Here is a 13366-nt window from a genome sequence, read left to right on the forward strand (position 1 = left end):
ACTCCTCCTTGGTCTGGTCCGGTCTTCAGCGGGGTCAGAGGAGGCGGGCCGGCGGTCCCCGGGGCGGCACGGCCGGATGGCGGAAGCCGGGCGGGACGGTGGCTCCGGCCCGCTGCGGTCCGGGGCGGAGCCCGGCGGGGCGCGGCGCGGGAAGCGCGCCGGGCGGCAGCAGCGCCGAGAGCGCCCCCTGGATGCCGTCCGGGCACAGATGGGTGTCGCGGACAGGCTGCCCCTCGGCATCGACCCGGACCGTGACCGCGGCGCCGCCCGCGCAGATCACCAGCTCGCCCGCCGCCCGTGCCTGGCCGCGCGCCGCGCCGTAGCTGAAGCCGGAGACCAGCATCAGCAGGACGAGGAGGGCGGCGGCGGGGCGCAGCGGGCTCACGGCAGGGGCGCTTCGGGCATCGGATCAGTCCTCGAAGCGGGCGGCCCAGAACCGGGCTTCCTGGCCGCGGGCCTCGGCGATGTTGGCGAGCCCCAGATCGCGCGCCTTGCGGTCGAGCTCCTCGAGGATCTCCGGCAGCAGCGACAGCCCCTGGTAGACCAGCGCCGAATAGAGCTGCAGCGCGGTCGCCCCGGCGGCGATCTTGGCGAAGGCGTCATCTGCCGAGGCGATGCCGCCGACGCCGATCAGCGGCAGCTTGCCCTCGGTCAGCTCGTAGAGCTGCGCCAGAACCGCCGTCGAGCGGGTGAAGAGCGGCGCGCCCGACAGCCCGCCCGCCTCGCCGCGATGGCGGCTCTGGATGCCGCTGCGCCCGATGGTGGTATTGGTCGCGATGATGCCGTCGAGGCTGGAGATCGCCGCGACTTCGGCGATGTCGGCCAGCGACTCCGCCTTCAGGTCGGGGGCGATCTTCAGGAAGACCGGCGGCCGGTGGGTGCCGGGCAGGGTGGAGCGCGCCTGCATCACCTCGGTGACCAGCGCCCAGAGCGCCTTCTTGCCCTGCAGGTCGCGCAGCTGCTCGGTATTGGGCGAGGAGACGTTGATCGTGACGAAATCGACATGGCCGCCGCAGGTGCACAGCACGTCCACATAGTCCTGGATGCGGTCGCTGCTGTCCTTGTTGGCGCCGAGATTGAGCCCCAGCACGCCGCCTTCGGGCCGCGCGGCAAGCTTCGCCGCCATCGCCTCGGCGCCCTCGTTGTTGAAGCCGAAGCGGTTGATGACGCCCCTGTCCTCGGGCAGGCGGAAGAGGCGCGGCTTGGGATTGCCGGGCTGCGGGCGCGGCGTGGTGGCGCCGACCTCGACAAAGCCGAACCCGGCCTTCATCAGCGCCGGCAGCGCGCGGGCGTTCTTGTCGAACCCGGCCGCCAGCCCCAGCGGATTGGCCAGCTCGAGCTTGCCCAGCCTGGTGGCCAGCCGCGGGCTCTCGACCTTGCGCGGCAAGGGCGCCAGCCCGTGCTCCAGCGCCCAGATCGCCCAGTCATGCGCGGTTTCGGGATCCATCCTCTGCAGCACGGCAAGCCCGGCCTTCTCGATTGCCTTCATGCCATGTCCTCCGGGAATGCGTGGCGACCTTGGGCATCGAGCGGCAGCGGCCAGTGCCGCAGCACCTCGGTCCGCGCGAGCGCGCGGTAGAGATGCGGGAAGAGCTGTCCGCCGCGCGAGGGCTCCCAGGCCAGTTTCTCTCCCAGCGCCTCCGCCTCCAGCTCGGCCAGCACCAGCCCGGAGGCCCCGGCGAAATGCTTCGCCGCCGTCTCCGCGGCCTGGCTTGCCGTGCTGAAATGGATATAGCCGTCGGCCAGATCCACCGGCGCGCCGTCCGTGGTTCCGTCCCGCTCCAGGGCCGCCCATTCGGCGGCGCGAAATATCTTGTAGATCCGCATGCGCCCTCGTGGCCCCTCCGCGGAATTTGGTCAAGGGGGCGCGCGCCCACGGGTCGCGGGCGGGGCGGGTCAAAACGTTTGCCCGAAGCGCCGGGCGGCGGGTAGCATCGCCGGAAAGTCCGTAACTGGAGGCCTCCATGCTCCGCAATTCATTGTCTGTCCTGGCGCTTGCCGCTGCCTCCTCCGCGGCGCCCGCCGCCTGGGCGGAAACGACGATTCACATCCTGCATATCAACGACCTGCACAGCCGGATCGAGCCGGTCAACAAGTACAATTCCACCTGCACCCCCGTGGATGACGCGGCCGGCGAGTGCTTCGGCGGCGTGGCGCGGGTCAAGGCCAAGATCGACGAGCTGCGCAGCCAGCTCGAGGGCGAGAAGGTGCTGGTTCTCGATGCCGGCGACCAGTTCCAGGGCTCGATGATGTACACCGCCTACAAGGGCGAGGTCGAAGCCGCCTTCATGGAGATGATCGGCTTCGACGCAATGGCCGTGGGCAACCACGAATTCGACGACGGGCCGGACAACCTGTCGAAATTCGTCGGCAAGGTCGGCTTTCCGCTGACCTCGGGCAATCTCGACGTCTCGGCCGAGCCGAGCCTCGCGGGCGATGTCGCCGACACGCTGGTCTTCGATCTCGACGGGGTCAAGGTCGGCCTCGTCTCCGCGCTGGCCACCGACACGGTCGACACCTCGAGCCCCGGCGGCAATGTGCTCTTCAACGACGAGATCGACTCGATCGCCGAGGATGTCGCTGCGCTCCAGGCCGAGGGCATCACCCATATCATCGCGCTGACCCATGTCGGGCTGCCAAAGGATGTCGAGATCGCCGAGGCCGGGATCGACGGGCTCGACGCGATTGTCGGCGGCCATTCGCACACGCTGCTGTCGAATACCGAAGAGGACGCCGCGGGCCCCTATCCGCTGATGGTGGGCGAGGTGCCGATCGTCCAGGCGATGGCCTATTCGCGCTATGTCGGCCATCTGGCGCTGACCTTCGACGACGCGGGCACGCTGCTCTCGGCCGAGGGCGACACGATCCCGCTCGACGCCTCCGTTGTGCCCGATCCGGATGTCGCCGCCAAGGTCGCCGCCTATGCCGCGCCGCTCGAGGAGATCAAGGCCGAGGTGGTCGGGTCCTCCGCGGGGCTGATCGACGGCCAGCGCGAGACCTGCCGGGCGGAGGAATGCGCGATGGGCAATCTCGTGGCCGAGGCGATGCTCGACGCGGTGGCCGAGCAGGGGGTGACCGTCGCGATCCAGAATGGCGGCGGGCTGCGCGCCTCGATCGACGAGGGCGAGGTCACGATGGGCGAGGTGCTGGCCGTGCTGCCCTTCCAGAACACGCTGGCCACCTTCGAGGCGCCGGGCGCCATGATCATCGACGCGCTGGAGAACGGCGTCAGCCAGGTCGAGGAGGGCGCCGGACGCTTCCCGCAGGTGGCCGGCCTCCGCTTCACCTGGGATCCCTCGATCGGCCCGAACGAGGGCCGCGTGACCGAGGTGCTGGTGCAGGACGGCGAGGACTGGGTGCCGATCGACCCCGAGGCCACCTATCTGGCGGTGACCAACGACTACATGCGCAGCGGCGGCGACGGCTTCCGGATGTTCACCCAGGCCGGGAACGCCTATGACTACGGCCCCGGGCTGGAGCAGGTGGTCGCGCGCTACATCGGCAGCATGGAGGGCCCCTACGAGCCCTTCACCGACGGGCGGATCGCCCGCAAGTGAGGCGCGGGCCGGACCGCCGCCGCTCCGGCCTCCGGGCGGGACGGCGGCCGGGTCCGGCCTTGCTGCAGCCGCGGAGAGAGCCATGTGCGGACGTTTCGCTCTGACCCTGCCGCCCGAGGCGATGGTGCAGATCTTCGGCGCCGCCCCGGCGAATGACCTGCCGGAGGTGCCGAACTGGAACATCTGCCCGACCAACGCGGTCCATGCGGTGCTCAGCCAGGAGGGCTCGCGCCGCCTGGTCTCGCTGCGCTGGGGCTTCGTGCCGCTGTGGTACACTTCCCCCTCGGACGGGCCGCTCCTGATCAATGCCCGCGCCGAGACGATCGCGACGAAGCCCGCCTTCCGACAGGCGGCGCGGGACCGGCGCTGCCTGATCCCCGCAAGCGGCTTCTACGAATGGACCAAGGACGAGGACGGCCGCCGGCTGCCCTGGTACATCCATCCGCAGGAGGGCGAGTTCGTCGCCTTTGCCGGCATCTGGCAGGACTGGAGCTCGCCGGAGGGCGCGGCCATGTCGACCTGCGCCATCGTCACCACCGCGGCGAACGAGGCGCTCGGCCATATCCACCACCGCATGCCGGTGACGGTGGCTGCGCCCGACTGGGCGCTCTGGCTGGGCGAGGCGGGCCATGGCGCCGCGGTGCTGATGCGCCCCGGCCCCGAGGATCTCCTCGCCGCCCACCGGGTCGACCCGAAGGTCAATTCCAACCGCGCCGAAGGACCCGAGCTGATCGAGCCCTTCGACGGCTGAGCGCTCAGAGCGTCATGTGCCGCGCCCGCGCGCCGCGCTCGATCGCCGCGCCGGCCAGGCGGTCGATCTTCAGCTCGTAGCGGATCTCCTCGAGGAAGCGCAGCTCCACCTCGCGCAGCCGCCCGTCCGCCGCCGCCACGTCGCAGCACAGCGCATAGGCGGTCTCGTTCAGCTTCTCGGGCAGCGCCTCGCGCACCAGCCCGAAGAGCGCGTCGAGCCCGTCCTCCTCCTCGAAGAGGTCGAAGACCGTCTGGCTGAGCTTCGGGAAGCGGTCGAGGTCGTATTCCGCGAAGACCGGCAGGTGATTCACCAGTGCCTGGATCGCCACCAGTTCGGCGGTGCGGATCGACTCGTCGCTGACCGACGCCGCGATCATGAGGAGCACCAGGGCGTCCTGGGGGCTCAGCGAATGCGGATCCTGCGGGTCCAGCGTCTCTTCCTTGGCCACTTCGGCCTCCTTACCATCATGCATGGGGGCTAAATATTGACCTCCGCGGGTCCGATCAATAGGGAGGGCCGCGCGGCACGGGGCCGCCTTCAAACAGGAAGACTAGCGAAATGACCGATCTGGCGGAATACGGAATGGACTCGAAGGCCTGGCCCTTTGAAGAGGCCCGCCGTCTGGTCAAACGCTACGAGAAGAAACCGCCCGAGAAGGGCTATGTGCTGTTCGAGACCGGCTACGGTCCCTCGGGCCTGCCGCATATCGGCACCTTCGGCGAAGTCCTGCGCACGACGATGATCCGCCGCGCCTTCGAGCAGATCTCGGACATCCCCACGCGGCTGATCTGCTTCTCCGACGACATGGACGGCATGCGCAAGGTGCCCGGCAACGTGCCGAACCAGGAGCGGCTGCGCGAGGACCTGCAGCGCCCGCTGACCAGCGTCTACGACCCGTTCGAGGAATACGAGAGCTTCGGGCACCACAACAACGCGATGCTGCGCCGCTTCCTCGACACGTTCGGCTTCGAGTACGAATTCTACTCCGCGACCGAGTTCTACAAGTCCGGCCAGTTCGACGAGGTGCTCCTGCGCGCCGCCGAGCGCTATGACGACGTGATGAAGGTCATGCTGAAGTCGCTGCGCGACGAGCGCGCCTCGACCTATTCGATCTTCCTGCCGATCCATCCGGAGACCGGCCGCGTCCTCTACGTGCCGATGAAGCATGTCGACGCCAGGCAGGGCACGGTCACCTTCGACGACAATGACGGCCGCGAATGGACCCTGCCGGTGACGGGGGGCAACGTGAAGCTGCAGTGGAAGCCCGATTTCGGCGCCCGCTGGGCCGCGCTCGATGTCGATTTCGAGATGTACGGCAAGGACCACTCGACCAACACGCCGATCTACGACCGGATCTGCGAGATCCTCGGCGGCAGGAAGCCCGAGCATTTCACCTACGAGCTGTTCCTCGACGACAAGGGGCAGAAGATCTCGAAATCGACCGGCAACGGCATCTCGATCGACGAGTGGCTGACCTATGCCTCGACCGAGAGCCTCAGCTACTTCATGTTCCAGAAGCCGAAGACGGCCAAGCGGCTCTATTTCGACGTGATCCCGAAGGCGATGGACGAGTACCACCAGCAGCTCAACGCCTATGCGGGGCAGGATCCGAAGGCGCAGCTGGCCAATCCGGTGTTCCACATCCACGGCCCGGGCAAGGTGCCGGCCTCGGACATGGTGGTGCCGTTCTCGATGCTCCTGAACCTCGCCTCTGCGGCGCATGCCGAGGACAAGGAGGCGATGTGGGGCTTCATCCGCCGCTACGCGCCCGAGGCGACGCCCGAGACCCATCCGGGCCTCGATGCAGCGGCCGGCTACGCGGTCCAGTACTACAAGGATTTCGTCAAGCCGACCAAGGTCTTCCGCATGCCGACCGAGACCGAGCGCGCCGCGCTCGAGGACCTGGCCGCGCGGCTGGCCTCCTGGGAGGGCGGGCTCGATGCCGAGGCGCTGCAATCCGAAGTCTTCGCGGTCGGCAAGGCGCATGGCTTCGAGCCGCTGCGCGCCTGGTTCACGGCGCTCTACGAGGTGCTGCTCGGCCAGAGCCAGGGCCCGCGCTTCGGCGGTTTCATCGCGCTCTACGGCGTCGAGGAGACCATCGCCCTGATCGGCCAGGCGCTGGCGGGCGAGCTGGCTGTCGCCTGACGCAACGGAAGTTTGGGGTATTCTTTACTGCAAGATTAGTTAACGCCATATTGGTATATGGTGTTAACTAATTGCGAGCCCCGTTTTGGACCAGATCACATACTTCCTTCAGCGCCCTGAGGGTGCCTACAACAATCCCAGATGGCCGTCTCCGCTGACGGTGACGGCCTCGACGGAGGCGCTTTTCGAGTTCTCCGACGGCAGCCTGCGCTATGCGTTCGATGGCACTTTCGGGACCACGCAGGAGACTGGCGGCATCGACGTGCCGCAGGGAAGCATCTCGGGGATCAGGATCTACTCCGGATCGAGGCTGGCCATCACGATCTCGGCCGAGATCGCCGACGCTTACGGCCTGCTCAGCGAGGTCATGCTCGACCGCGCCTACAGCAACACCTCGCTCGTGCTGCTGATGGCGCGCATCGGCGAGGGGACGGGGCACTATACTGGCAGCGACCGCACGGACTTCGTGGAAGCCGGGCCCGGGGGCGACCTGATCGAGGGCAATGACGGCCATGACCAGCTGTCCGGCGGGGCCGGGCGCGACACCATCCTGGGCGGCACGGGGCGCGACGTGCTGCGCGGCGGCCTAGGGGCCGATCGGATCGAGGGCGGGATCGGTGGCGATGTGATGCATGGCGGTACCGGAGCCGATACCATGCTCGGCGGCCTGGGGGCGGACCGGCTGCAGGGCGGGCCCGGGGCGGACCTGCTGCGCGGCGGCCTCGGGTCGGATACCTTGATCGGCGGGGCGGGCAACGACCTGCTGCGCGGCGGGCAGGGCGACGACTCGCTGATCGCGACCAGGGGACAGGACAGCCTCCATGGCGGTGCGGGCGATGACACGCTCTTTGCCGCGGACGGAGTCCACGTCCTGGACGGCGGCGCGGGCACCGATATCTTCGAGATCGGCCTGTCCGGCGAGCTGCACATCGATCTGGCATCGGGCGATCACTTCGTCTTCGGCGACGATCTGGAGGTCTGGCTGACCGATGTCGAGGGGATGAGGCTGGACCGCGCGACCGGCAGCCTGACCGGCACGGCCGGCGCGGAGTATCTCGGCGGCGGTCTGGGCGCCGTGACGCTTCGCGGCCTCGGGGGAGACGACAGCCTTGACGGCGGCGAGCTGAGGGACCTGCTGGAAGGCGGCGATGGCGACGATCTTCTGCGCGGCGGCGTGTCGGTGGACACGCTTCTGGGCGGCGCGGGCGACGACACGCTCTACGGCGAGGACATTCCGCACCGGGCCTGGACGAATCACGGTGCCGACTATCTCGATGGCGGGGAAGGGAATGACGTGCTGATCGGCGCGGACACATTCGCCGACTACGGGCTCTACTACGAATTCTGCGAGTACTGCGCCAACGAACAGCCTGGCTATGCCGATACGCTGATTGGCGGGGCTGGCGATGACACCCTGTGGATGTCGCTGCGCGACGAGGTCTGGGGCGGCGAGGGCGCGGATGTCTTCACGTTCCTGCCCGGAGGCAGCGGCCGGACCTATACCGAAGTGACCATCCACGACTTCGAGCAGGGGATCGACGTGATCGACCTGTCGCCGAATGCGGACATGCTGGAATCGGTCGCGATCGACGGAAGCACGGCGGTCCTGACCTTCGCCGGCGGGCGCACCTGGATCACGCTCGAGACCAATGCCGCGCTGGAGCAGGCGGATTTCACCGGCATCGGCGATCTCGCCTTCGTTTGATGCGGTCCGCCGGGGCGAATCGTCCGCGCGAAGCGTTTTTTCCGCTCCGGCTCTACGACTGATGTCTAGGATCTTGGCGCGACATTAAGGGTGACATTAACTTCTGCGGCCCTAGGCTGATCTGCCAGGAGGGAACGTGGATATGAGATTGCTTAGTTTCACGGCAATTTTGTCGGGATCGGCGACTTTCAGCGCAGTGATGGCGATGTCGCAAGAGGACCGCGGGGCCGCGATCAGGTCGGCAATCGACCGGCAGCTTGCGGCGCTCCGCACGGAAAACCTGTCGCGGGCCTACGGGTACGTATCGCGCAATATCCGCGGCCAGCTGGGCTCGGCGCAGCTTTTCGCGCAGCTCATGCGGCAGGGCTTTCCGATGGCCTGGGATGTCCGGCGGGTGGGCTACCTGCCGCTGCGCTGCCGCGACGGGCTGGTGCAGCAGCGGGTGACGATCCGCGACAGCGCCGGGCGGACCCATGTCCTGGAATACGACATGGCGGAAGAGGCCGATGGCTGGAAGATCGACGGTCTCCGCACGCTGCCCCTGACCGGGCTGGAGCATCCGGGGAAATCCGCGGCGCGGGACGGCTAGCGCATGCGCCTGCCGTGTCGGCGTCATGCCGGCGGCAGGCGCGGCGGTGCAGCCGGAGCTAAAGGCCCAGATCTTCCGGGGAAAGCTGGTAGGCCTTGCCGAATCCGCCATTCAGGGCCGCCGAGCCGACGGCGAAGCTGGCGAAGAGGAAATCCGCGAAATCGATATAGAGCTTGGCCTTGGGATAAAGGCCCAGATAGTGCGCGCGCAGCTCCGCGCGGCCGGGATCGTCCTGGCGGGTGAAGCGCGCCTCGCAGGCCAGGGTCATGCGCGGATGGGTCAGCGGATCTCCGGTCGGGCCCGGTTCGCCGATCAGCAGCGCGCAGCGCGGATCGGCCAGGAGATGGCCGGTATGGGCGGCAAGCTCCGAGATCAGCGTGAGCGGCGCGCCGTCCGGCCCGGGCACCAGCGCGATGCGGCTGACCGTGGGCGCGCCGGTCGCGCGGTCGGTGACCGCCAGGGCGGCATGCCGCGCCGACGAAAGCAGCTGCCGCGCCAGGGCGCGCGCCTCGTCATCTGTTTCGCGGATCGGGCTGGTCTGGGACATGGCGCCGAGGCTAGCCGCAGCGCCCGATTCTGCAAGCCTTCAGAATTCCAGCCAGAGCCCCGCGCGCAGTCCCATCCGGTCGCCGCCCTCCGCATCCCAGAGGATCGCCGTCTCCAGCGCCAGCCAGTCGAACGGCCGGAAGACATAGGTCGGCACCAGGCGGTAGTTCGGCGGATTGTCCGGATAGTCGGAATACTGCAGCTGCAGATAGGCCAGGCTGCGCGGCCCCGGGGCGATGCCGATCGTCGTGTCGATCTTCGGGATCCGGTCGCCATGGGTCTGCCGCATCACCAGCCGCGCATCGACCGCGATCCAGCCATTGCCGAAGCGGGTCGGAAAGCCGGTCCCCCAGGAGATGCCCGGGCGCAGCACCAGCTCGGTGCCGGCCTCGCGCAGATCGGCCAGATTGGCGGCATCGAAACTGTCCGCGGGATATTCCCGCTGCCCGATGCCGAATTCCAGCGCGATCTGGTGGCGCCACTCCGCCGGGGTGACGTTGAGGCTGGCGAAGAGGATCGCCTGGTTGGTGTCCGGTCCGTGATCCTGCCCGGCATCGAGCCCCAGCGTGATGCGGTCGGTCAGGCCGATCTCTGCATAGACCGAGCTGAAGCTGAAGATCTCCGGCTCCTCTTCCAGCGCGCCGCCCATCCCCAGCGCCGCCTCGGCATCGTCCTGGCGCACGGTCTCTTCGTGCGAGACGCTCAGGAAGCCATGCCCCTTGCCGCGGGGCCATGCCCCGGAATAGGCCGGCTCGGACCAGAGAAGCGCGATCAGGCAGGAGGCGAGGCGGAGGATCATGGCGTTAACCATTTGGGCGCCATGGTGAATTTGAGGTTAAAATGCACTCCGAATCCGGCAGCGGACCCGCCGGATGTCCGGTCTTGCGCCGTTACGGGGCCATGTCCGCCGGGATGCCCCCCGCGGCCTGCGCCTTCAGGCGCTGGCCTTGAGCACGCCGATCTCGGCCAGGGCCGCGGCCAGGGATGGCGGCAGGGCGGGTTCGGAGGTGGCGCCTTGCGCGCCCATGTCGGGCGGGGCGTCGCCCTCGGCGAGATAGCGCCAGCCCTGGAACGGGCGCCGCGGCCGCGCCTCGGTACGCACGATCTCGGGGTCGAGCACGATGGCGCAGCGGCGGATCCCGTCCTCGGTCACCACTTCGTCGAGCCGGAGCACGCGCTGCCGCGCGAGAATCAGTCCCTTGAACACCCAGTAGAGCGATCCGCCCGCGAGCAGCTCCGACTCGCGCTTCGGCCACATCCGCGTGACGTGCCGCGGCAGCCCGCCGGGCATCGAATCTGCCCGCGCCGCCTGCCAGAGCGCCAGATCCTCCACCTTTTCGGCCCCGACGCAGAGCTTCACCAGATGAACCGCAGTCATCGTATCCAACCCCTAGATCATGTTATTGTCTGTCAAGACTATACTAGGTCTTGCGGGGCGAAAGGGAAGTGCCTACAAGACCAGTCTGATCTACACTAGTAACGACTTCTCTCTGGAGCTGCCACCCATGAGCCGTTTTGCCGCCCCCATCTCGGAAACCATCTGGGACATGAAATACCGGCTGAAAGAATCCGACGGCACGCCGGTCGATGACACGGTGGAGGGCACCTGGAGCCGCATAGCCAAGGCGCTGGCCTCCGTCGAGACCGATCCGTCCGCCTGGGAGCCGAAATTCTACGACGCGCTGGAGGATTTCAAGTTCCTCCCCGCGGGCCGCATTACCGCGGGTGCCGGCACCGGCCGTACCGTGACGCTGTTCAACTGCTTCGTGATGGGCACCGTGCCCGATTCCATGGCGGGCATCTTCGACGCGCTGAAGGAAGCCGCGCTGACCATGCAGCAGGGCGGCGGCATCGGCTACGACTTTTCGACCATCCGCCCGCGCGGCGCCGAGGTGAAGGGCGTGGCGGCCGACGCCTCCGGCCCGCTGAGCTTCATGGATGTCTGGGACGCGATGTGCCGCACGATCATGTCGGCCGGCTCGCGCCGCGGCGCGATGATGGCGACGATGCGCTGCGACCACCCCGATATCGAGCAGTTCATCACCGCGAAATCCGACGCTGCCCGGCTGCGGATGTTCAACGTCTCCGTCCTTGTCACCGACCCGTTCATGGAGGCCGTGAAGGCCGACAAGCCCTGGGATCTGGTCTTCGAGGGCCGCGTCTACAACACGGTGAACGCGCGCGAGCTGTGGGACAAGATCATGCAGTCGACCTATGACTACGCCGAGCCGGGCGTGATCTTCATCGACCGCATCAACCAGAAGAACAACCTCGCCTATTGCGAGACCATCGCTGCCACCAACCCCTGCGGCGAGCAGCCCCTGCCGCCCTACGGCGCCTGCCTGCTGGGCTCGATCAACCTGGCGCGGCTGGTGAAGAACCCCTTCACCGACGCGGCCGAGCTCGATGTCGCGGCGCTGGACGAGCTGGTGCGCACCGCGGTCCGGATGATGGACAACGTGGTCGATGCCAGCCGCTTCCCGCTGGACCAGCAGGCCGAGGAAGCCCGCAACAAGCGCCGGATCGGCCTTGGCGTGACCGGCCTGGCCGATGCCCTGCTGATGGTGCGGCTGCGCTACGGCTCCGACGAGGCGGCAGCCCAGACCGAAGCCTGGCTGAAGGCGATCGCCCGGGCCTCCTACCTGGCCTCGACCGATCTGGCCGCCGAGAAGGGCGCCTTCCCGCTTTTCGACGCCGAAAAGTACCTGGCCTCGGGCACGATGCTGGAGATGGATGACGATGTCCGCGCCGCGATCGCCGAGAAGGGCATCCGCAACGCGCTGCTGACCTCGATCGCGCCGACCGGGACGATCTCGCTCTATGCGGGCAACGTCTCTTCGGGGATCGAGCCGGTCTTCGCCTATTCCTACACCCGCAAGGTCCTGCAGAAGGACGGCTCGCGCACCGAGGAAGAGGTGGTCGACTATGCCGTCAACCTCTGGCGCGACGTGATGGGCGATGCTGCGCTGCCCGACTATTTCGTCAACGCCCAGACCCTGGCGCCGTCCGAGCATGTCAAGATGCAGGCCGCCGCGCAGAAATGGATCGACTCCTCGATCTCGAAGACGATCAACTGCCCCGAGGATATCGGGTTCCAGGAGTTCAAGGACGTCTACATGCAGGCCTGGGACGAGGGCTGCAAGGGCTGCACCACCTACCGTCCGAACGCGGTGACGGGCTCGGTCCTGACGGCCTCCGACGAGAAGCCGAAGGAAGAGAAGAAGACCGGCGAGGTCCGCGCGGTCAGCTCGAATGCGCGCGACGCGGGCGTGACCGGCGAGGTCGTGCACCTGACCGAGCCGCTCGACCGTCCGCAGGCTCTGGAAGGCGCGACCTACAAGCTGAAATGGCCGGATAGCGAGCATGCGATCTACATCACGCTGAACGACATCACGCTGAACGGCCGCCGCCTGCCTTTCGAGGTGTTCATCAACTCGAAGAACATGGAGCACTATGCCTGGACCGTGGCGCTGACCCGGATGGTCTCGGCGGTGTTCCGCCGCGGCGGCGACGTGAGCTTCGTGGTCGAGGAGCTGAAAGCGGTCTTCGACCCGCGCGGCGGGGCCTGGATGGAAGGCAAGTACATCCCCTCGATCCTGGCGGCGATCGGCGGCGTGATCGAGCGCCATCTGGTGGAGATCGGCTTCATTGAGGGCGAGGGCATGGGCCTGAAGGCGGATCCGCATGCCGAGGCGGTCGCGGTGGGCGAGAGCCGCGGCAAGGCCTGCCCGAGCTGCGGCCAGTACGGCATGCGGATGATCGAGGGCTGCATGACCTGCCCGAGCTGCGGCCATTCCAAATGCGGGTAACGGCCGGCAGGGGCAGAGTCAGAGAAAGCAGATGAATGCGCAAACGGAAGCATAAGTCTGCGCAAGGGGTGTCAAGGGCGAAACGTACCGCCTTGTGTCCCTGGGCTGCTCTCTGAAAGGCCGTGATAGAGGCGCTGGGGCAGACGCTCCGGCGCCTTTTGCGTATGAAGGGGCCTTGTTGCACAAATCGTGCGAGGGATTCACTGCATGAATCCAGCATGATAGCCGGTAGGCATGAGCAGTTGGGCCCCTACGAAGTACAAG

The 13366-nt window shown here is 67.7% G+C and carries 13 protein-coding genes; 6 read left to right on the forward strand and 7 right to left on the reverse strand.

Annotated features, from left to right (window positions below; translation table 11 throughout):
* Positions 1-34: 34 nt before the first annotated feature.
* Genes FGX59_RS15870 through FGX59_RS15880 form a run of 3 tightly spaced genes read right to left on the reverse strand, consistent with a single transcriptional unit; the run spans position 35 to position 1827 of the window.
* Entirely contained in the window at positions 35-385 is a 351-nt protein-coding gene (locus tag FGX59_RS15870; RefSeq protein WP_138468007.1) for a hypothetical protein, read from the reverse strand.
* A 24-nt stretch (positions 386-409) separates the two neighbouring features.
* Positions 410-1489 (reverse strand): quinone-dependent dihydroorotate dehydrogenase, encoded by a 1080-nt coding sequence (locus FGX59_RS15875; RefSeq protein ID WP_138468009.1) that lies wholly within the window; start codon positions 1487-1489, stop codon positions 410-412.
* Positions 1486-1827 carry a DUF952 domain-containing protein gene (locus FGX59_RS15880; protein ID WP_138468011.1) on the reverse strand — a complete coding sequence of 114 codons (342 nt, stop codon included), beginning with the start codon at positions 1825-1827 and terminating at the stop codon, positions 1486-1488. The genes FGX59_RS15875 and FGX59_RS15880 overlap by 4 nt, the downstream gene beginning before the upstream one ends.
* 137 nt (positions 1828-1964) lie before the next feature.
* Here FGX59_RS15880 and FGX59_RS15885 point away from each other — a divergent pair, with 137 nt between their 5' ends.
* Together FGX59_RS15885 and FGX59_RS15890 are read left to right on the forward strand one after the other, a co-directional pair.
* Complete coding sequence (locus tag FGX59_RS15885) at positions 1965-3557, forward strand: bifunctional UDP-sugar hydrolase/5'-nucleotidase (RefSeq protein WP_138468013.1); 1593 nt, start codon at positions 1965-1967, stop codon at positions 3555-3557.
* 82 nt (positions 3558-3639) lie between these two features.
* Complete coding sequence (locus tag FGX59_RS15890; RefSeq protein WP_138468015.1) at positions 3640-4308, forward strand: SOS response-associated peptidase; 669 nt, start codon at positions 3640-3642, stop codon at positions 4306-4308.
* A gap of 4 nt (positions 4309-4312) precedes the next feature.
* On the opposite strand, the gene FGX59_RS15895 is transcribed toward FGX59_RS15890, so the two are convergent.
* On the reverse strand, positions 4313-4684 hold the full coding sequence (locus FGX59_RS15895; RefSeq protein ID WP_240722497.1) for a tellurite resistance TerB family protein: 372 nt from the start codon (positions 4682-4684) through the stop codon (positions 4313-4315).
* Between the two features lie 182 nt (positions 4685-4866).
* Between FGX59_RS15895 and FGX59_RS15900 the strand changes: the two genes are divergently transcribed.
* The 3 genes from FGX59_RS15900 (at position 4867) to FGX59_RS15910 (ending at position 8747) form a co-directional block, all read left to right on the forward strand.
* A complete protein-coding gene (locus FGX59_RS15900) occupies positions 4867-6453 on the forward strand; it encodes a lysine--tRNA ligase (RefSeq protein ID WP_138468019.1) in 1587 nt (528 codons plus the stop codon).
* A gap of 85 nt (positions 6454-6538) precedes the next feature.
* The gene (locus FGX59_RS15905; RefSeq protein ID WP_138468021.1) at positions 6539-8158 is read left to right on the forward strand and encodes a calcium-binding protein; all 1620 of its coding nucleotides are present in this window, start codon (positions 6539-6541) and stop codon (positions 8156-8158) included.
* A gap of 205 nt (positions 8159-8363) precedes the next feature.
* On the forward strand, positions 8364-8747 hold the full coding sequence (locus FGX59_RS15910; protein WP_171060665.1) for a DUF4864 domain-containing protein: 384 nt from the start codon (positions 8364-8366) through the stop codon (positions 8745-8747).
* A gap of 58 nt (positions 8748-8805) precedes the next feature.
* Here the strand turns inward: FGX59_RS15910 and FGX59_RS15915 are convergent, their stop codons facing one another.
* From FGX59_RS15915 to FGX59_RS15925, 3 genes are all read right to left on the reverse strand, one after another.
* Positions 8806-9294, reverse strand: coding sequence for a HugZ family protein (locus FGX59_RS15915; protein ID WP_138468025.1), 489 nt, complete (start codon positions 9292-9294; stop codon positions 8806-8808).
* 39 nt (positions 9295-9333) lie between these two features.
* Complete coding sequence (locus FGX59_RS15920) at positions 9334-10092, reverse strand: hypothetical protein (RefSeq protein WP_138468027.1); 759 nt, start codon at positions 10090-10092, stop codon at positions 9334-9336.
* Between the two features lie 135 nt (positions 10093-10227).
* The gene (locus FGX59_RS15925; RefSeq protein ID WP_138468029.1) at positions 10228-10671 is read right to left on the reverse strand and encodes a DUF1489 family protein; all 444 of its coding nucleotides are present in this window, start codon (positions 10669-10671) and stop codon (positions 10228-10230) included.
* Between the two features lie 127 nt (positions 10672-10798).
* Here FGX59_RS15925 and FGX59_RS15930 point away from each other — a divergent pair, with 127 nt between their 5' ends.
* On the forward strand, positions 10799-13102 hold the full coding sequence (locus FGX59_RS15930; protein ID WP_138468031.1) for an adenosylcobalamin-dependent ribonucleoside-diphosphate reductase: 2304 nt from the start codon (positions 10799-10801) through the stop codon (positions 13100-13102).
* Positions 13103-13366: the final 264 nt, after the last annotated feature.

The organism is Poseidonocella sp. HB161398, assembly GCF_005870025.1.
GTDB lineage: Bacteria > Pseudomonadota > Alphaproteobacteria > Rhodobacterales > Rhodobacteraceae > Mangrovicoccus.